This window comes from Pseudomonas pergaminensis, from assembly GCF_024112395.2.
GTDB classification, from domain to species: domain Bacteria; phylum Pseudomonadota; class Gammaproteobacteria; order Pseudomonadales; family Pseudomonadaceae; genus Aquipseudomonas; species Aquipseudomonas pergaminensis.
On sequence record NZ_CP078013.2, the window covers coordinates 4,859,407 to 4,877,283 of the forward strand.

A 17,877-nucleotide genomic window follows, 5' to 3' on the forward strand; every position below is an offset into this window, starting at 1 on the left:
CTCCGTTGGGGCTGGACAAAAACGGCGGGCAGGAAAAAAGATAAAAGACAGCCAAGCATCGCCCACCGTGATGCTGTTGGATGTTTCAGGCCGGTCTCCGGGCTCATGAGTGACGCTTGCTTTTGTCGAGCAGGCAGGCCGACGGCGCGCCTTCCCATATCGCTCTCGATACAGTGGCAAAAGGCGCCGTCTTGACTCATTTACCGTTGCGGGGGCAGCGCCGGAATCGCGGCAGCACTGTGTACAAGTGCGCTCACTCACCGGCTTCCCTGTTTCACTCCGTCGACCCATGGGTCACAGAGCACCTGGAACAAGCGGCGAAGGTTAGTGGGTTGGGGGTGGAGCGTCAATTAAAGCTGGCCTTGCACTTGAACCATCGCACTGCCGCCCTCCTCTACCCTTACAGGTATCAAGGAGAACACCATGCATAAAACCAGACTCGCCCTACTCATCATGATCGCCGGCACCCTCGCCGCCTGTGGTGAGAGCTCCACCCTCCAGGTCTCCGACGGCACCGGCCCCTCGCCCAAGCTGCCGGAACCGAACAAGACGCTGATCCCCACCGTGAATATCGCGCCGGCCATCGGCTGGCCCGAAGGCGCGAAGCCCACCGCCGCCGCTGGCACCCAGGTGGCGGCCTTTGCCGACGGCCTGGACCACCCGCGCTGGCTGTATGTGCTGCCCAATGGTGACGTGCTGGTGGCGGAAACCAACGCGCCGCCCAAGCCGGATGACGCCAAAGGCATTCGTGGCTGGGTCATGGAAAAAGTCATGGGCCGCGCCGGTGCCGGTGTGCCAAGCCCGAATCGCATCACGTTGCTGCGTGACGCCGACCACGATGGCGTCGCGGAAACCCGCACAGTGTTCCTCGAAAATCTCAGTTCACCGTTTGGCATGGCGCTGGTCGGCAACGACCTGTACGTGGCCGACTCGGACAAGTTGCTGCGCTTTCCCTATCAACCGGGTGAAACCGCGATCAAGCAAGCCGGCACCAAGGTCGTCGACCTGCCGGGCGGCAGCATCAACCACCACTGGACCAAGAACGTGGTGGCCAGCAAGGACGGCAGCAAGCTGTACGTCAGCGTCGGCTCCAACAGCAATGTGGGGGAAAACGGCCTCGAAGCGGAAGAGGGTCGGGCAGCGATCTGGGAAGTAGACCGCGCCAGCGGCGAGCACCGCATCTTCGCCTCCGGCCTGCGCAACCCCAACGGCATGGCCTGGGAACCCCAGAGCGGCAAGCTGTGGACGGCGGTGAATGAGCGTGACGAGATCGGCAGCGACCTGGTGCCGGACTACATCACCTCGGTCAAGGATGGCGCCTTCTATGGTTGGCCATTCAGCTACTACGGCCAGCATGTCGATGTGCGCGTTTCACCGCAGAACCTGGACCTGGTGGCCAAGGCAATTGCACCCGACTACGCAGTAGGCCCGCACACGGCGTCCTTGGGGCTGACGTTTGCCGAGGGCAGCAAACTCCCGGCGCAGTTCAGCAACGGCGCATTTATCGGCCAGCATGGTTCGTGGAATCGCAAGCCGCACAGTGGCTACAAGGTGATCTTTGTGCCGTTCGAGGGCGGGCAACCCAAAGGACAGCCGGTCGACGTGCTGACGGGGTTCCTCGACAAGGATGAGAAAGCCATGGGCCGGCCGGTGGGCGTGGTGATTGATCAGCAAGGGGATTTGCTGGTGGCCGATGATGTGGGGAACAAGGTGTGGCGCGTGTCGGCCGCTAAATAAACGGTAGGAGCCGGCTTGCCGGCGATGGCGGCATAAAGGGCCTCATCGCCGGCAAGCCGGCTCCTACACAGCGGTATGTCAGGGGTTGCGCGCCAGGTTTCCTGGCAGCACGCGCTTGGCGCTCAGGTAGGCATTCTGCCAATACGCCTTGGACAGGGTATCCAGCTTGACCGTACCGCCGGTTTGCGGCGCGTGCACGAAGCGGCCCTCGCCCACGTAGATCCCGGCGTGGCTGACCTGGGAACCACCACCGGTGGCGAAGAACAGCAGGTCGCCGGTCTGCAGGTTTTGCTCGCTGACATCCTGCGCGCGCATCACGATCAGTTCGCGGGTGGTACGCGGTAGGGAGATCCCCGCCGCATCGCGGAAGACAAAACCGATCAGGCCGCTGCAATCAAAGCCGGAGTCCGGCGTGTTGCCGCCCCAACGGTAAGGCGTGCCGACCAGGCCCAGCGCGCGGAAGAGCACATCTTCGGCCGCAGGCGAAAAATTCTGGGTGGAATAATTGAACACCGGCTTGGGTTTCACCGCTACAGGAGCGGGAGGCGGTGGACGACTTGCGCAGGCGCTGAGCAGCGCGGCGCAAACAATGAGAATAAGGCGGGCCGAGGTCGACATGTGCAGAACAATCCTGGTCTGGATGCGGCTTTCGCTGCCGAACGCTGAAAACCAGAACGCGCAAGCAAAGCTCGCGCGAACGGATTACAACAATATCCAGGGATTCTAGCGCTTACACGTCAAACTTCAAGTATCACTTTAAGTTTACTTGCTAGCGGTAACCGTAGTCGGGGCCATGGCGAGTGCGCGCTTGGCTTCGATGAAGGTTTTGCTCCAGTAGCTGTCGCCCAGGTTGTCGACTCGAACACCGCCACTGCGACGGCTGCTGGAGTGGATAAACTGGTTATCGCCCAGGTAGATACCGGCATGGCTGACGCGACCACGGCCTGCAGTACTGAAGAAAAGCAGATCACCCGGCTTGAGGTTGTTGCGCGCGACCAACGGTGCATTCACGTTGATCATTTCGCGAGTGGAGCGTGGCAGGTTCATGCCAGCTTCTTCACGAAACAGATAGCCGATGAAGCCGCTGCAGTCGAAACCGGCTTCAGAGGTACCGCCGAAACGGTAACGGGTACCGATCAGGGACATGCCGCGTTCGAGGATGCTGTCGGCCAGAACTGGAAGCTGGTAAGGCTTGCTGCCAGAGAAGTTGGCCAGCTCTTTTTCAGTTGCCACTTCTTCTTCGTAAACAGAAGCAGACTGTGCAGCAACGAATTTTGCCTGATTTTGAACCTGTGTTTTTTGCTGTTCTGCCACCTGCTGAGGGTGGGAGGCGCAACCAAACAACAGGGTAACGAGTGCGAGAGGCACGAGGGGTGCGAAGCGATTTAGCATGGGCACGACCGTGGCTGATATGTAAAGAAGTCGAGACTATGCCCACTATCACATCGATTTGCAAATTCAATCGTGATCTATGTGACTTCTTGTTTGGACTATGACATCTAAGCCCTTAACACCCTGTACCTGCCTTTTGCGTGGCCAAACCGGCTAAAACGCATGTTTTCTGGCGCCTGGAATTTGCCGAAAGCTGCGAAAACAGTGGGCTGGCTACCAGCCGAGGGTTTCTTTCAGGAAGGGGATGGTCAGCTTGCGCTGGGCCTGCAAAGACGCCTGGTCGAGTTGTTCGAGCAAATCGAACAACGCGCTCATGCTGCGCGTGCCACGGGTGAGAATAAAATGCCCGACTTCGTCGGTGAGGTGCAGGCCGCGACGTGAGGCGCGCAGTTGCAAAGCGCGCAATTTGTCTTCGTCGGACAGCGGGCGCATCTGGAAGATCAGCGCCAGGGTCAGCCGCGACTTGAGGTCGGCCAGCTTGATCGGCAGCTCACGTGGCGAAGTCGACGCGGCAATCAGCAGGCGCCGGCCGCTGTCACGCAAGCGGTTGAACAGGTGAAACAATGCTTCTTCCCAGTCCGCCTTGCCGGCAATTGCCTGCAGGTCGTCAAGGCACACCAACTCGTATTGCTCGAGGTGGTCAAAGATGCCGATACCGCGATCCATCAATTCCGCCAACGGCAGGTATACCGCCGGTTCGCCCATCTGCTCGAAACGCAGGCACGCGGCCTGCAACAGGTGGGTACGCCCTACGCCGTGCTTGCCCCATAGATAGATCAGGCTTTCGGTCCACCCGGCGTCGGCTTCGCAAAGCCGCTCGACATAGCCGAGTGCAGCGGCATTGGCGCCTGGGTAGTAGTTGATAAAGGTGGCGTCATCACGCAGACGCACACCCAAGGGCAGCTGAATCGGTTTCATGCTGACTGAACGGCTCCAATCGAACCGTTAGTGGCCTCTGTGTAAAGTTTGCAAAGTTTATACCCGTGACGCCGGGCGCACAATGCAACAGACCCCAAGCAAAATCAAAGGTTTGCGTTAACTTGTTGGATTTGTGCAGATTGTTTGACGGCCCACCTGCACAAATGACAAACCCGGCCTGGGCCGGGTTTGTGAAGAAACGGTTACAGGTCGGGGTCTTCAACCCCCGTATACGCATCCGAATCCTTGTACAGATCATGCACGTGACGCACCAGCACCATGATCACCGCCGCTACCGGCAGCGCCAGCAGGATACCGGTGAAGCCAAACAGCTCACCGCCCGCCAGGATCGCAAAGATCACCGCCACCGGGTGCAGGCCGATCCGATCGCCTACCAGCAACGGCGTCAGCACCATGCCTTCCAGGGCCTGGCCGACCATAAACACCGCCACAATCCCCAGCATCGGGTACAGGTCGCCGCCAAACTGGAACAGCCCCGCCACCAGCGCCGCGCCGATACCAATCACAAACCCCATGTACGGCACGATCGCTGCGAGACCGGCGATCAGGCCGATCAACAGGCCCAACTCCAGGCCGATAGCCATCAGGCCAGCAGCGTAGATGATCCCCAGGGCCAGCATCACCAGCAACTGCCCGCGCACGAATGCCCCGAGCACCTCATGGCATTCTTCAGCCAGCGAGACGATGCGCTCCTCACGGTTGCGCGGCAGCAGGCTGCGGATCTTGGCCATCATGATGTCCCAGTCGCGCAGCAGGTAGAACGCCACTACCGGGATCAGCACCAGGTTGGTCAACCAGCCGATCAGCGCCAGGCTCGACGCTGTTGCCTGGCTGAGGATCACCCCGACGATATCGGTGGTCTGGCCCATGTGTTCGCTGATGGCGGCCTTGACCTTATCGAACTTCCAGAAGCCATCTGCCAGACCCAGTTTGGCCTGGGCCCATGGCATCGCCGTGTGTTGCAACCAATCGAGCATCTGCGGCGCCAACTCATAAAGGCGGAACAGCTGCTTGGCCAGCATCGGCACCAGCACCAACACCAAGGCCGTGATGATCAGGGTAAACAGCGCGAAGACCGCCACCACGCCCCAGGTTCGCGAAAGCCCGGCTTTCTCCAGGCGATCCACCACGGGATCGAACAGGTAGGCCAGCAGCAATGCGACCAGGAACGGCGTCAGGATCGAATGCAGCAAGAACACAAAAACGCACAGCAGGGCAATCCCGCCAAGCCACACCCAACGACGCGTATCCGCCATAAACCACTCCATCTGTCATGTGCTTCTATATAGAAAGAAACTGTTTACCAACGAAAACGCAGCTGCGCCTGAGGCTCGGGTGCCGCAGCCGGCTGGGCACCCTCTGCTACCGGTTGCTGGACCGGCGCCTCGCCCGCAGGAATTTCCTGCAGCTTGGCCAGGCTCAACTGGGTGCGCAATTGATCGGCACTGCCGTTGACGCGATACACAATCCGATTGCCATCCACTAATTGAGGCTGACCACCAAAAGGCTCCAGCAGATGACCCAGCGCGGCATAGCGCTCCAGGGTCATGCCTTGCACTTCGAGCAGTTGCTCAGTGCTCACGCCAGGCTTGACGGCAAACCGCGGGGCCAATTTCTGACTGACCGCCAGCATCACCGCATCGGCCACGGCGCCGGTATCAGCCCCTTGGGCGGTGCCCTGCTCGCTCTTGTCACCCAGCCACAGGCGCCATTTGGCTTGCCATTGGCTGCCTTCCTGGCGCGCATGCACGGCCAGCAAGGCATCGGCGCCGTAGCGCTCGGAGGCGGCGCGCAGTGGCGTGGCGTCGGCGCTTTCCAGATTCGGCGCGGTGGCCACCACCTGCTCATCCAGGTCCCCCAGCGGCAGACGCAACGGCAAGCCACGGTGTTGCGCCGCTCGACGCAGCGCCTGGGCGACGGTTTGGCCATCCCCCACCAGGCTGCTGCCTTCCGTGGAGTCGTTCAGCCACCAGCCGAGGATCGATGGGCGGTTGCTGCCCCAGATTGACAGGCCCGCTTCACGCAGCGCGCGGTCAGTACTCACCGGGTCGAAATCCACTTGCAGGCTTTCCGGCGGGCCGGCGTCGTAGCCGTATTGGCTGATGATTTGTTGCGGGTCTTTGCGCACTGCTGCCAGCCCCGGGCCGTCGGCGGCCTTGGCGTCGCCGGTCAGGCGGATCACCAGGGTCTGCACGGCTCGCTGGGTGGCCTGGTCGCGCTCTTGCGGCGATTGGCTGCTGACAGGTTCAAGTACTTGATAAAGGCCATTGAGGGTTTCGGCATGACTCGCCAGGCTGACCAACGACAAGCAGCCTACAAAGAAGAATTTACACAGACGCATGGAAGATTCCCGAACGACAAATTTAGCGGCTGGAACAGACCGCGTGAACTCGGTTTGGCAAGGCTGTGACCACAGGCACCGGCAAAACATTCACAGGGTCTTGGCAGTTTTTGTACTGTCATAACGATAGCGGGTTAAAGGCTATACCTTAATACGCGCCAAAGCCGAGCCGATTAGCATTTTTTTAACCGGCTTTTTTTGCCTATATGGCCCTGCCCGTCGGCCCGAGGATGGCCGCTGCCCCTCAAGCCTGATAAAATCGCGCGCCTTCGCAGACCGTCAACGGCTGGGGCTTTTACCAAAAGCGCCTGCCCGCTCGGTCGTTACCCCTGAATCCCCCCTAAAGGCCTGGATCATGAGCAAGCAACCCTCCCTGAGCTACAAGGACGCCGGTGTAGACATCGACGCCGGTGAAGCATTGGTCGAACGCATCAAGAGCGTCGCCAAGCGCACTGCGCGCCCCGAAGTCATGGGCGGCCTGGGCGGTTTTGGCGCCCTCTGCGAAATCCCGGCCGGCTACAAGCAGCCTGTCCTGGTATCCGGCACCGACGGTGTCGGCACCAAGCTGCGCCTGGCACTGAACCTGAACAAGCACGACACCATCGGCATCGACCTGGTCGCCATGTGCGTCAACGACCTGGTGGTATGCGGCGCCGAGCCGTTGTTCTTCCTCGACTACTACGCTACCGGCAAGCTGAACGTGGACACCGCTGCACAAGTGGTCACCGGCATCGGCGCTGGCTGCGAACTGTCGGGTTGCTCCCTGGTCGGCGGCGAAACCGCTGAAATGCCAGGCATGTACGAGGGCGAAGACTACGACCTGGCCGGCTTCTGCGTGGGTGTGGTGGAAAAAGCCGAGATCATCGACGGCTCCAAAGTCGCTGCCGGTGACGCCCTGCTGGCCCTGCCATCTTCCGGCCCGCACTCCAACGGTTACTCGCTGATCCGCAAGATCATCGAAGTATCCGGCGCCGAGATCGAGAACACCCAGCTCGACGGCAAGCCGCTGACCGACCTGCTGATGGCACCGACCCGCATCTACGTCAAGCCACTGCTCAAGCTGATCAAGGACACTGGCGCCGTCAAGGCCATGGCCCACATCACCGGTGGCGGCCTGCTGGACAACATCCCGCGCGTGCTGCCAAAAGGCGCCCAGGCCATCGTTGACGTGGCCAGCTGGCAGCGTCCGGCGGTATTCGACTGGCTGCAAGAGAAAGGCAACGTCGACGAAACCGAAATGCACCGCGTGCTGAACTGCGGCGTCGGCATGGTCATCTGCGTGGCTCAGGAGCATGTTGAAACCGCGCTGAACGTCCTGCGTGAAGCCGGCGAGCAGCCTTGGGTCATTGGCCAGATCGCAACCGCTCCGGAAGGCGCGGCCCAGGTTGAACTGAAGAACCTCAAGGCTCATTGATGTCTCAGACCTGTGATGTCGTGGTGCTGCTTTCCGGCACCGGCAGCAACTTGCAGGCCTTGATCGACAGCACGCGCACCGGCGACAGCCCGGTGCGTATCGCTGCGGTGATCTCCAACCGCAGCGACGCCTACGGCCTGCAACGCGCCAGGGACGCAGGTATCGACACCCGCTCCCTGGACCACAAGGCATTCGACGGCCGAGAAGCCTTCGACAGCGCCCTGATCGAACTGATCGACGCCTTCAACCCCAAACTCGTGGTACTCGCCGGCTTCATGCGCATCCTCAGCGCTGATTTCGTGCGGCATTACGAAGGGCGCCTGCTCAACATCCACCCTTCCCTGCTGCCCAAGTACAAAGGCATGCACACGCACCAGCGTGCGCTCGACGCCGGCGACAGCGAGCATGGCTGCAGCGTGCACTTTGTCACCGAGGAACTCGATGGCGGGCCTCTGGTCGTACAGGCAGTGGTTCCGGTAGAGTCTGACGACTCGGCGCAGAGCCTTGCGCAACGGGTTCACACCCAGGAACACAGGATTTACCCGCTGGCGGTTCGCTGGTTTGCCGAGGGGCGGTTGATTCTCGGTGACCAGGGTGCATTATTGGACGGTCAGTTACTTGCGGCCAGCGGCCACTTGATTCGAACCTAGGAGATTTTATGCGTCGCGCCCTGCTCTTCGCTTTTGCGCTGTTCGCCTTGCCTGCCGTGCAAGCAGCAGACCTTCACCCTTTCTCCGTAAGCTACACCGCCGACTGGAAACAGTTGCCCATGAGTGGCTCGGCTGAACGCAGCCTGGCCAAGAATAGCGATGGCTCCTGGACCTTGAACTTCAAGGCTTCCATGATGATCGCCAGCCTGACCGAAACCAGCGTGATCCAGTTTGACAAGGACACCCTGCAACCGAAGAGCTACACCTTCGAACGCGGTGGCCTGGGCAAGGCGAAGAAGATCAACCTGGACTTCGACCAGACCGCGAAGAAAGTCACTGGCTTTGAAAACAAAGACGCCGTCAACGTGGCCCTGCAAAGCGGCATGCTCGACAAGTCGACCTACCAGTTGGCCCTGCAGCGCGACGTGGCTGCCGGTAAAAAGAGCATGAGCTACAACGTGGTCGAAGGCACCGATGTCGACACCTACGACTTCCGTGTGATCGGCCCGGAAAAAGTCCAGACCAAGGTCGGTTCCATTGATGCGATCAAGGTCGAACGCGTGCGTGATCCGACACAAAGCAAGCGTATTACCCAGATGTGGTTTGCCAAGGACCAAGGCGGCATCCTGGTTGCCCTGCGCCAAGTGGAAACCGACGGCAAGGAATACAACATCATGTTGCAGGACGGTACGGTTGACGGTAAGGCTGTCAAAGGTAGCTGATCGGTAGATGGAATAAAGAGCCTCGCAGATGCGGGGCTTTTTTTCGTCTGGAGGTTTTGTGTTGACGCGTCTACCGCTATCGCAGGCAAGCCCATTTGGAATGCATTTCAAAATGTGGGAGCTGGCTTGCCTGCGATAGCGACGGCCCAGTCAATACGAGGCTGACGCCTTACGCCAACATGAAACTTTTGTCATAAATCTCACCCCCCCTGTGCCGCAACATCACGGTTTACGTGGCCTGTAGCACTGTTGCATTTACCGCAATGAATTGTTGTGCAAAAAGTCAGTTTACTTAGCAAGCTAACAAAACATATAACAAAGGCCTGCGACGACTTGCCGCAGATCCACCAGAGATTGGAGCAAGCAGATGACTGTAAAAGTAACTGAACGCGACGACGAACATATGTCCCACGAAGCGCTGGGCCATGGGATTCACATCTGGGATGTACACCAACAAGACCTGTTGGTCGGCATGTTTCACAACGAGAGCGACGCTCATAATTATAAAAACGAGCTCGAAGCCCTTGAGATGAGACGCCAGGCGCAAGGCTCCTGAGACTCTGAAATTCGGCAGGCATCCAGCCCCACACAGCAGCTGGATTGCCTGCACACAAAAACCCCGCCTTTTGAGCGGGGTTTGTTGTTTCTACAGCCTTACCACATCAGATCATCCGGAATCTGGTAGGCCGCGTATGGATCATCCTCGTCCGGCACCTGGCTCTCCGTCAGGATATTGAGCTGCACGATACGCTCCGGTGCACGCTCCTGGATCTTCAGCGCCGCTTCACGCGGGATCACCTCGTAGCCGCCACCGTGGTGCACGATCGCCAAGGAGCCGTTGCTCAGCTTGTTGCGCATCAACGTGTTGACCGACAGGCGCTTGACCTTCTTGTCATCCACGAAGTTGTAGTAGTCCTCGGTGGTCAGCTTGGGCAGGCGCGAGGTCTCGATCAATTGCTTGACCTGAGCTGTGCGGGCCTTGGCCTCGGCTTTTTCCTGCTGCTGACGGTTCAGTTCCTGGTCGCGCTTGACCTTCTCGGCTTGGGCCTCGGCCGCCAGGCGGGCCTGGGTGTCATCCGCCTCGATCTGGCCTTTGTGGACCAGGCGCTGCTGCTTCTGTTTCTCTTTGCCGACCTGCTTGGCCTGCTTTTGGTTGACCAGACCTGCTTTGAGCAACTGGTCGCGAAGGGAAAGGCTCATGGTGCTTACTCACTTAGGCAACTGCTCAACCGCAGCTGGACACATTCTTTTCCTGACGCTTGGCTTCGCCCCACAGGGCGTCCAACGTTTCGAGGGTGCAATCTTCTATGGATTGGTGCGTATCGCGCAATGCCTGTTCGATAAATCGGAAACGTCGTTCGAACTTGGCATTGGCGCCACGCAGCGCGGTTTCCGGGTCGACCTTGAGGTGGCGGGCCAGGTTGACCGCTGCGAACAACAGGTCGCCGACCTCGTCTGCGATGGCCGCCGAGTCGTTGTCCGCCATGGCTTCGAGCACTTCATCCAGTTCTTCGCGCACGTTGTCCACCACCGGCAAGGCAGAAGGCCAGTCGAAACCGACCTGGCTGGCGCGCTTTTGCAATTTGGCGGCTCGGGACAAGGACGGCAGCGCCGTGGGCACATCGTCCAGTAGGGAGAGCTGCTCGGGTGCGTCGGACTTTTCCGCGCGCTCCTCGGCCTTGATCTGCTCCCAACGCTCCTTGACCTGCTCTTCGCTCAACTGCGGGACATCCAGCGGTGCGTACAGCTCGCCAGTGGGGAACACATGGGGATGGCGGCGGATCAGCTTGCGCGTGATGCTGTCGACTACCCCGGCGAATTCGAAGCGCCCCTCTTCCCGCGCCATCTGGCTGTAATACACCACCTGGAACAGCAGGTCGCCCAACTCACCTTGCAGGTGATCGAAGTCGCCGCGCTCGATGGCGTCGGCGACTTCATAGGCTTCTTCCAGGGTGTGCGGGACGATGGTCGCGTAGGTTTGCTTGATGTCCCACGGGCACCCGTATTGCGGGTCCCGCAGGCGATTCATCAGGTGCAGCAGGTCTTCTAGTGAATACATCGGTCTCTTTCCGCTGAAGTGGGAACGCTAGAGATCAAATGTGGGAGCGGGCTTGCTCGCGAAAGCGGTAGGTCAGCCACTGCATCCGGCACTGACAAACCGCATTCGCGAGCAAGCCCGCTCCCACATTTTATTCCGCGTTTATCCAGCTATTCATGGGGTGCGGTTACGGCGTGTCTCGATGATATTCGGCAACTGGGAAATCCGCCCCAGCAACCGTCCCAATGCGTCCAACCCCGGAATCTCGATGGTCAGGGACATCAGCGCGGTGTTGTCCTCTTTATTCGAGCGGGTGTTGACCGCCAGCACGTTGATCCGCTCATTGAGCAGCACTTGCGACACGTCACGCAGCAAACCGGATCGATCGTACGCGCGGATGATGATGTCCACCGGGTAGGTGAGCACCGGCACCGGGCCCCAGCTGACCTGGATGATGCGCTCCGGCTCACGCCCGCCCAGTTGCAGCACCGAGGCGCAATCCTGGCGGTGAATGCTCACGCCACGGCCCTGGGTGATGTAGCCGACAATCGCATCCCCCGGCAGTGGCTGGCAGCAGCCGGCGATTTGCGTGAGCAGGTTGCCCACGCCCTGGATCTGGATATCGCCACGCTTGCCCGGCTTGTAGCCGGTGGCCTTGCGTGGGATCAGCTCCAGTTGTTCGTTGCCGCGCTCTGGCTCCACCAGCTGTTGGGCCAGGTTGACCAGTTGCGCCAGACGCAAATCGCCGGCACCCAGGGCGGCGAACATGTCCTCGGCGATCTTCATGTTGGCCTTTTCGGCCAGCTTGTCGAAGTCCACCTGGGGCAGGCCCAGGCGTGCCAGTTCGCGTTCGAGCAAGGTTTTGCCGGCGGCGACGTTCTGGTCGCGCGCCTGCAATTTGAACCAGTGGACGATCTTCGCCCGCGCCCGCGAGGTGGTGATGTAGCCCAGGTTCGGGTTCAGCCAGTCGCGGCTCGGCGTACCGTGCTTACTGGTGATGATCTCGACCTGCTCACCGGTCTGCAGGCTGTAGTTGAGCGGCACGATGCGCCCGTTGATCTTGGCGCCCCGGCAGTTATGGCCGATCTCAGTGTGCACGCGGTAGGCAAAGTCCAGCGGCGTAGCACCCTTGGGCAAGTCGATGGCGTGACCGTCAGGGGTGAAGATATAGACCCGGTCCGGCTCGATATCCACCCGCAACTGTTCGGCCAGGCCACCGATGTCGCCGAGTTCTTCGTGCCATTCCAGCACTTGGCGCAGCCAGGAGATTTTCTCTTCATACTGGTTGGACCCGGCCTTGACGTCGGTGCCCTTGTAGCGCCAGTGCGCGCAGACACCGAGCTCGGCCTCTTCGTGCATGGCGTGGGTGCGGATCTGCACTTCCAGCACCTTGCCCTCGGGGCCGATCACCGCCGTGTGCAGCGAGCGATAGCCGTTCTCCTTAGGGTTGGCGATGTAGTCATCAAACTCCTTGGGAATGTGCCGCCACAGGGTGTGGACGATACCGAGCGCGGTGTAGCAGTCGCGCATTTCCGGCACCAGCACGCGCACGGCACGCACGTCGTAGATCTGGCTGAACGCCAGGCCCTTGCGCTGCATTTTGCGCCAGATGGAATAAATGTGTTTGGCACGGCCGCTGATGTCGGCTTCGACACCAGTGGCCTGCAACTCGGAGCGCAGTTGGTTCATCACGTCGGCGATGAAGCGCTCGCGGTCGAGCCGGCGCTCGTGCAGCAGCGTGGCAATCTGTTTGTATTGATCGGGTTCGAGGTAGCGGAAGGACAAGTCCTCCAGCTCCCACTTGATATGGCCGATGCCCAGGCGGTGCGCCAGCGGCGCGTAGATGTCAAAGACTTCGCGGGCGACGCGGTTGCGCTTCTCGTCGTCGGCGGTTTTTACCGCACGGATCGCGCAGGTGCGTTCTGCCAGCTTGATCAGGGCGACGCGTACGTCGTCGACCATCGCCACCAGCATCTTGCGCAGGTTCTCGACCTGGCCCTGGGTGCCCAGCACCATGGACTGGCGCGGGCTGAGGCTGGCGCTGATCGCAGCCATGCGCAGCACGCCATCGATCAGCTTGGCCACCACCGAGCCAAAACGCTGGCCAACGGTGGCCAACGGAATATGCCCTTCACGCACGCCGCGATAGAGCACGGCGGCGATCAGCGAATCCTGGTCCAGCTTGAGATCGGCGAGGATCTCGGCGATTTCCAACCCGGTACGAAAGCTTGAAGTGCCTTCGGCCCACAGGTTCTTGGCCGCATTGTCTTGCTGTTCAGACTCACGAGCGAACTCGCAGGCTGCTTTCAAGGCTTCACGGTCCAGTGCCGGGTCGACACTGATGGCATGATCCAGCCATGCCTCGAGATTGATACTGCCGTCGGTGTTGATCGGCTGGTGTGCTCTCACCTGTACCATCTTGCTTACCTTCCCTACGACGCACCTTGGATGCGTCAAAAATCATCGCTGACCTGCTTTACCTTAATAAAGCTTACACACGCTCCCTGGCAGGTCACGGCCTTGGAGAATGCAGGCCAGTCGGATTAAACGGGCATCCTAGCCCGCTTCAAATAACGCCATGGCCTCGACATGCGCGGTTTGCGGAAACATGTCGAGGATCCCGGCACGTTTTAGCCGGTAGCCTTGCTTGACCAACTCAACCGTGTCCCGCGCCAGCGTGGCCGGGTTGCAGGACACATACACCAGACGCTTGGCCTTGAGGGTCGCGAGCTTGCGCACAACCTCCAGGGCACCGTCACGGGGTGGGTCCAAGAGTACCGCAGAAAAGCCCTGTTTGGCCCATTCCGCGTCGGTCAAAGGCTGGGACAAATCGGCCTGAAAAAACTGCGCATTATGCAAATTGTTGCTGACGGCATTCACGGCCGCCCGGTCCACCATGGTCTGCACGCCTTCCACCGCCACCACTTCGCGCACCTGGCGAGCGAGTGGCAAGGCAAAATTGCCCAGGCCGCAAAACAGGTCCAACACCCGCTCATCGGGTTGTGGCGCCAGCCATTCCAGAGCCTGGGCGACCATCGCCGCGTTGACCCCGGCATTGACTTGCACGAAGTCCCCAGGCCGGTAAGCCAGCTCCAGACCCCACTGTTCCAATCGAAAACCCAAGACCGAATCAGCCTCGACCGGTTCCGGTTGGCCCTCGCCATGCAGCCACAATTGCGCGTCATGGAAAGCGCAGAATTCTTTCAACACGTGCAGGTCCGCCTCCGACAACGGCGCCATATGGCGCAGCAATACGGCGATGGACGTCCCACTGAACAGCTCCACGTGCCCCAGGGCCTGAGGTTTGCTCAAGCGCCGCAGCATGTTCGGCAGGCGCTGCATGATCGGTTGCAAGGCCTGTACCAGCACCGGGCATTCGTCGATGGCGACGATGTCCTGGCTGGCCACGGCGCGGAAACCGACTTCCAGATGTTTTGCCTTGGCATCCCAGCGTACGGCCACGCGGGCGCGGCGACGGTAGCCGAACTCTGGCCCACTCAACGGTGCGGCCCACTCTTGCGGTTCGACACCGGCCACACGGGACAGTTGCTCGGCGAGCATGCGCTGTTTCAGGGCAAGTTGTTCGGCGTGGGGCAAGTGCTGCACGCTGCAGCCGCCGCAGCGACCAAAGTGCGCGCACGGCGCCGGACGGCGCAGTTCGCTGGCCTTGAACACGCGGTCGGTGCGCGCCTCGACGATCTTGCCGTGGGTGCCCAACACCCGCGCTTCGACCTCTTCGCCGGCCAGCGCGCCATTCACAAACCAGGTGCGGCCCTCAAAGAACACAATGCCACGGCCATCATTGGCCAGACGCTCGATGATCAAGCGTTGCTTCTTGCCTACAGGTATCTGCGGGGCCCGACTGCCGCCCGTCGGTTGGAAGCGCAGGCCTCTCTCGTGCTTGGCCATCAGTTGGGCGCGTCGAAGATGCCGGTCGACAAGTAACGGTCGCCTCGGTCACAGATGATCGCGACGATCACCGCGTTTTCCACTTCCTTGGACAGGCGCAACATGCCCGCCACGGCGCCACCGGAGGACACGCCGCAGAAGATGCCTTCTTCACGTGCCAGGCGGCGGGTGGTGTCTTCGGCTTCACGCTGGGCCATGTCGATGATGCGGTCCACGCGCGTGGCGTTGTAGATCTTCGGCAGATACTCTTCGGGCCAGCGCCGGATGCCCGGGATGGCCGCGCCTTCCATTGGTTGCAGGCCGACAATCTGGATCGCCGGGTTCTGCTCCTTGAGGTAGCGCGAGTTGCCCATGATGGTACCGGTGGTGCCCATGGAACTGACGAAATGGGTGATGGTGCCCTGGGTCTGGCGCCAGATTTCCGGACCGGTGGTGGTGTAGTGCGCCTCGGGGTTGTCACCATTGGCGAACTGGTCCAGCACCTGGCCACGGCCGTCGGCGGCCATGCGCTCGGCGAGGTCGCGGGCACCTTCCATGCCTTCTTCCTGGGTCACCAGCACCAGCTCCGCGCCGTAGGCAGTCATCGCCGCCTTGCGCTCGGCGCTGCCGTTGTCGGGCATGATCAGCACCATCTTGTAGCCCTTGATCGCCGCGGCCATGGCCAGCGCGATCCCGGTGTTACCGGATGTGGCTTCGATCAGGGTGTCGCCGGGCTTGATCTGCCCGCGCAACTCGGCGCGGGTGATCATCGACAGCGCCGGGCGGTCCTTGACGGAGCCGGCCGGGTTGTTCCCTTCAAGCTTGAGCAACAAGGTATTGCTGGTTTCACCCGCCATGCGTTGCAAGCGGACCAGGGGTGTATTGCCGACGCAATCGGCGATTGTAGGGTACTGCAAGGTCATGGCGTATTCGCAATCCAGACTGCGGGGGCGAACATCATACCGGGAAAGCCTGGCGGGCCATATCACGCAAAGTGCGGTGCTTATGGCTTATAGGAATAAGCAGCGAATCTGTTGCCTGGGAGGACGCTATCGCGGGCAAGCCCGCTCCCACACTAGAAATGCGTGTAGGAGCTGGCTTGCCTGCGATGCCCACGCCTCCGTCAGCCTGCTAGCCAAGCCGCCCGTCGCCATGATTTTTCTGGAAAACCTCTGCCCCCATCGCCGCAATCTGCCCTTCGATCAATGCTTCAAAGGGCTTGAGCAACGGCTCGAATGACCTAGGTGCTTCCAGCACGTGCAAGGCCTGCACGATGGCTTCAACTGTCGACAACGCCCCCGGCCCTGGCGCCTTGCGCAATCGATAGCGGGAAACAGCGCCCTCCGCCAGCGCTACCCGTGGCAACGCTGCCAGCAACGGATTGAGGTGCAGCAACTTGCGCGCCTTGCGCCAAGTGCCGTCCGGCACCACCAGCAACAACGGTTGGTCAGATGGCGCGTAGGCCTGTAACGGTTGCGCGTCGTCCGCCGGAAACAACAGCCGCGCCTGATAACCGGGCAGGTTCAACAACGTCGGCAGATCCTCGAACACTTCCCCCACCACCAGCTGCGCGTTATTCAAACCCAACGCCGCCAGCCTTGCCGTATTAAGCGCGTGGTTGACCTCGCTCGGGTGCTGCAACAGCAACACACGGGTGCGGCTCTCGAGGCTGGGGATCAGCGCGCACAAGCAATGGGTGGCAGGCCGAAGGCAGCGGGGGCATTGGGGTCTGGACATGGTGATTTCAGGCCTGGTTGAGCTGGGCTTTGAGTAGGTCGCGGAAAGTCTGGATCAGTGGTTCACGGCTGCGACCACGGCGCATGATCATCGAGAATGGCGCCTGGTAGCCGAAAGTGGCCGGCAGCAATACGCGCAGATCCCCTTTGTCAGCCCAGGCCTGGGCGTAGTGTTCGGGCAGGTAGCCGATATAGGCGCCAGAAAGCACCAGGATCAGCTGCGCTTCCATACTTTCCACCGTCGCCGCGCTGTGTTTGAAACCGTGGCGCGCCAGTTCAGCCTGGCTCCAGTAGCCGCGACCGACCATGCGTTGCTGGGTGATGACTTGTTCAGGGATACGCCGCTCGTTGAACAGCGGGTGCCGGGTGCTGCAATACAGCCAGTGCTGCTCGCGGTACAGCGGCATGTAGATCAGCCCGCTCATGCGGTTGGAGAAGGCGCCGATGGCCAGGTCGAGGCGGTTGTCCTGCACACCCAGTTGCAGTTCGTAAGGGCTCATCACCGACAAATGCAGGTGCACAGCCGGGTGCTCCAGGCTGTAGGCGCCGATGACTTCGGCGAACGGCAAGGCCTTGTCGCTGACGGTGGAGTCGAGCACGCCGAGCTTGAGGGTGCCGCGCAACTCGCCTTTCAAGGCGGCAGCGTATTGCTCGAAGCTTTCCAGCTCACCCAATAGCCGCAAGGTTTCATGATGGAACAGCTCGCCCTTGCTGGTCAGGCTGAAACCGCCCCGGCCGCGATGGCACAGCACCAGGCCCAAGGCTGATTCCAGTTGGCTCATATACGTGCTGATGGCCGACGTCGACAGGTTGAGTTCGTGCTGGGCATTGGCGAACCCCTGGTGCCGCACGACGCTGACGAAGATGCGCAGGAGTTTCAGGTCGGGCAAGGCATTGGCCATGGGTTCTCCAGAGGCACATACAAAACCTGTGGGAGCTGGCTTGCCTGCGATGCGGACATCTCGGAGCAGCAGGCACACCGAGTTGAGGCCATCGCAGGCAAGCCAGCGACTACAGATG

17 protein-coding genes and 1 riboswitch are annotated in these 17,877 nt (G+C 60.8%); of the genes, 5 read left to right on the forward strand and 12 right to left on the reverse strand.

Annotated features, from left to right (window positions below; translation table 11 throughout):
* Positions 1-71: 71 nt before the first annotated feature.
* A riboswitch (cobalamin riboswitch) is annotated at positions 72-324 on the reverse strand.
* A gap of 99 nt (positions 325-423) precedes the next feature.
* The gene (locus KUA23_RS21970; protein ID WP_252992840.1) at positions 424-1,737 is read left to right on the forward strand and encodes a PQQ-dependent sugar dehydrogenase; all 1,314 of its coding nucleotides are present in this window, start codon (positions 424-426) and stop codon (positions 1,735-1,737) included.
* A gap of 78 nt (positions 1,738-1,815) precedes the next feature.
* On the opposite strand, the gene KUA23_RS21975 is transcribed toward KUA23_RS21970, so the two are convergent.
* The 5 genes from KUA23_RS21975 to KUA23_RS21995 form a co-directional block, all read right to left on the reverse strand.
* On the reverse strand, positions 1,816-2,355 hold the full coding sequence (locus KUA23_RS21975) for a C40 family peptidase (RefSeq protein ID WP_025855819.1): 540 nt from the start codon (positions 2,353-2,355) through the stop codon (positions 1,816-1,818).
* A gap of 144 nt (positions 2,356-2,499) precedes the next feature.
* Positions 2,500-3,129, reverse strand: coding sequence for a C40 family peptidase (locus KUA23_RS21980; RefSeq protein WP_078049660.1), 630 nt, complete (start codon positions 3,127-3,129; stop codon positions 2,500-2,502).
* Positions 3,130-3,342: 213 nt separating this feature from the next.
* A complete protein-coding gene (gene hda / locus KUA23_RS21985) occupies positions 3,343-4,047 on the reverse strand; it encodes a DnaA regulatory inactivator Hda (RefSeq protein ID WP_025855817.1) in 705 nt (234 codons plus the stop codon).
* 203 nt (positions 4,048-4,250) lie between these two features.
* Positions 4,251-5,324, reverse strand: a complete 1,074-nt coding sequence (locus KUA23_RS21990; RefSeq protein WP_078049661.1) for an AI-2E family transporter — start codon at positions 5,322-5,324, stop codon at positions 4,251-4,253.
* Positions 5,325-5,368: 44 nt separating this feature from the next.
* The gene (locus KUA23_RS21995) at positions 5,369-6,409 is read right to left on the reverse strand and encodes a DUF2066 domain-containing protein (RefSeq protein WP_078049662.1); all 1,041 of its coding nucleotides are present in this window, start codon (positions 6,407-6,409) and stop codon (positions 5,369-5,371) included.
* Between the two features lie 355 nt (positions 6,410-6,764).
* Between KUA23_RS21995 and purM the strand changes: the two genes are divergently transcribed.
* The 4 genes from purM to KUA23_RS22015 all read left to right on the forward strand — a co-directional run bounded on the left by purM (position 6,765) and on the right by KUA23_RS22015 (position 9,751).
* Entirely contained in the window at positions 6,765-7,823 is a 1,059-nt protein-coding gene (purM, locus tag KUA23_RS22000) for a phosphoribosylformylglycinamidine cyclo-ligase (protein ID WP_010208661.1), read from the forward strand.
* Positions 7,823-8,473, forward strand: a complete 651-nt coding sequence (gene purN, locus KUA23_RS22005) for a phosphoribosylglycinamide formyltransferase (protein ID WP_078049663.1) — start codon at positions 7,823-7,825, stop codon at positions 8,471-8,473. The genes purM and purN overlap by 1 nt, the downstream gene beginning before the upstream one ends.
* Positions 8,474-8,481: 8 nt before the next feature.
* Complete coding sequence (locus KUA23_RS22010) at positions 8,482-9,195, forward strand: DUF3108 domain-containing protein (protein WP_078049664.1); 714 nt, start codon at positions 8,482-8,484, stop codon at positions 9,193-9,195.
* A 367-nt stretch (positions 9,196-9,562) separates the two neighbouring features.
* Positions 9,563-9,751 (forward strand): hypothetical protein, encoded by a 189-nt coding sequence (locus tag KUA23_RS22015; protein ID WP_010208657.1) that lies wholly within the window; start codon positions 9,563-9,565, stop codon positions 9,749-9,751.
* Positions 9,752-9,849: 98 nt separating this feature from the next.
* Here the strand turns inward: KUA23_RS22015 and KUA23_RS22020 are convergent, their stop codons facing one another.
* From KUA23_RS22020 to KUA23_RS22050, 7 genes are all read right to left on the reverse strand, one after another.
* Complete coding sequence (locus KUA23_RS22020; protein WP_010208656.1) at positions 9,850-10,395, reverse strand: DUF2058 domain-containing protein; 546 nt, start codon at positions 10,393-10,395, stop codon at positions 9,850-9,852.
* Positions 10,396-10,420: 25 nt separating this feature from the next.
* Positions 10,421-11,254, reverse strand: coding sequence for a nucleoside triphosphate pyrophosphohydrolase (gene mazG / locus KUA23_RS22025; protein ID WP_099493557.1), 834 nt, complete (start codon positions 11,252-11,254; stop codon positions 10,421-10,423).
* Positions 11,255-11,407: 153 nt separating this feature from the next.
* Entirely contained in the window at positions 11,408-13,651 is a 2,244-nt protein-coding gene (gene relA, locus KUA23_RS22030; RefSeq protein ID WP_078049666.1) for a GTP diphosphokinase, read from the reverse strand.
* A gap of 138 nt (positions 13,652-13,789) precedes the next feature.
* Positions 13,790-15,142 carry a 23S rRNA (uracil(1939)-C(5))-methyltransferase RlmD gene (gene rlmD / locus KUA23_RS22035; protein ID WP_252992841.1) on the reverse strand — a complete coding sequence of 451 codons (1,353 nt, stop codon included), beginning with the start codon at positions 15,140-15,142 and terminating at the stop codon, positions 13,790-13,792.
* Positions 15,142-16,044 carry a cysteine synthase CysM gene (gene cysM / locus KUA23_RS22040; RefSeq protein ID WP_252992842.1) on the reverse strand — a complete coding sequence of 301 codons (903 nt, stop codon included), beginning with the start codon at positions 16,042-16,044 and terminating at the stop codon, positions 15,142-15,144. Before cysM ends, rlmD begins: the two co-directional genes overlap by 1 nt.
* Positions 16,045-16,252: 208 nt before the next feature.
* Positions 16,253-16,858, reverse strand: coding sequence for a tRNA-uridine aminocarboxypropyltransferase (locus KUA23_RS22045; protein WP_099493559.1), 606 nt, complete (start codon positions 16,856-16,858; stop codon positions 16,253-16,255).
* A gap of 7 nt (positions 16,859-16,865) precedes the next feature.
* The gene (locus KUA23_RS22050) at positions 16,866-17,759 is read right to left on the reverse strand and encodes a LysR family transcriptional regulator (protein WP_252992843.1); all 894 of its coding nucleotides are present in this window, start codon (positions 17,757-17,759) and stop codon (positions 16,866-16,868) included.
* Between the last annotated feature and the right edge of the window lie 118 nt (positions 17,760-17,877).

Coding starts and splice junctions, on each gene's coding strand:
- KUA23_RS21970 (WP_252992840.1), top strand. CDS start 424: ATGCATAAAACCAGACTCGCCCTACTCATCATGATCGCCGGCACCCTC.
- KUA23_RS21975 (WP_025855819.1), bottom strand. CDS start 2,355: ATGTCGACCTCGGCCCGCCTTATTCTCATTGTTTGCGCCGCGCTGCTC.
- KUA23_RS21980 (WP_078049660.1), bottom strand. CDS start 3,129: ATGCTAAATCGCTTCGCACCCCTCGTGCCTCTCGCACTCGTTACCCTG.
- hda (WP_025855817.1), bottom strand. CDS start 4,047: ATGAAACCGATTCAGCTGCCCTTGGGTGTGCGTCTGCGTGATGACGCC.
- KUA23_RS21990 (WP_078049661.1), bottom strand. CDS start 5,324: ATGGCGGATACGCGTCGTTGGGTGTGGCTTGGCGGGATTGCCCTGCTG.
- KUA23_RS21995 (WP_078049662.1), bottom strand. CDS start 6,409: ATGCGTCTGTGTAAATTCTTCTTTGTAGGCTGCTTGTCGTTGGTCAGC.
- purM (WP_010208661.1), top strand. CDS start 6,765: ATGAGCAAGCAACCCTCCCTGAGCTACAAGGACGCCGGTGTAGACATC.
- purN (WP_078049663.1), top strand. CDS start 7,823: ATGTCTCAGACCTGTGATGTCGTGGTGCTGCTTTCCGGCACCGGCAGC.
- KUA23_RS22010 (WP_078049664.1), top strand. CDS start 8,482: ATGCGTCGCGCCCTGCTCTTCGCTTTTGCGCTGTTCGCCTTGCCTGCC.
- KUA23_RS22015 (WP_010208657.1), top strand. CDS start 9,563: ATGACTGTAAAAGTAACTGAACGCGACGACGAACATATGTCCCACGAA.
- KUA23_RS22020 (WP_010208656.1), bottom strand. CDS start 10,395: ATGAGCCTTTCCCTTCGCGACCAGTTGCTCAAAGCAGGTCTGGTCAAC.
- mazG (WP_099493557.1), bottom strand. CDS start 11,254: ATGTATTCACTAGAAGACCTGCTGCACCTGATGAATCGCCTGCGGGAC.
- relA (WP_078049666.1), bottom strand. CDS start 13,651: ATGGTACAGGTGAGAGCACACCAGCCGATCAACACCGACGGCAGTATC.
- rlmD (WP_252992841.1), bottom strand. CDS start 15,142: ATGGCCAAGCACGAGAGAGGCCTGCGCTTCCAACCGACGGGCGGCAGT.
- cysM (WP_252992842.1), bottom strand. CDS start 16,044: ATGACCTTGCAGTACCCTACAATCGCCGATTGCGTCGGCAATACACCC.
- KUA23_RS22045 (WP_099493559.1), bottom strand. CDS start 16,858: ATGTCCAGACCCCAATGCCCCCGCTGCCTTCGGCCTGCCACCCATTGC.
- KUA23_RS22050 (WP_252992843.1), bottom strand. CDS start 17,759: ATGGCCAATGCCTTGCCCGACCTGAAACTCCTGCGCATCTTCGTCAGC.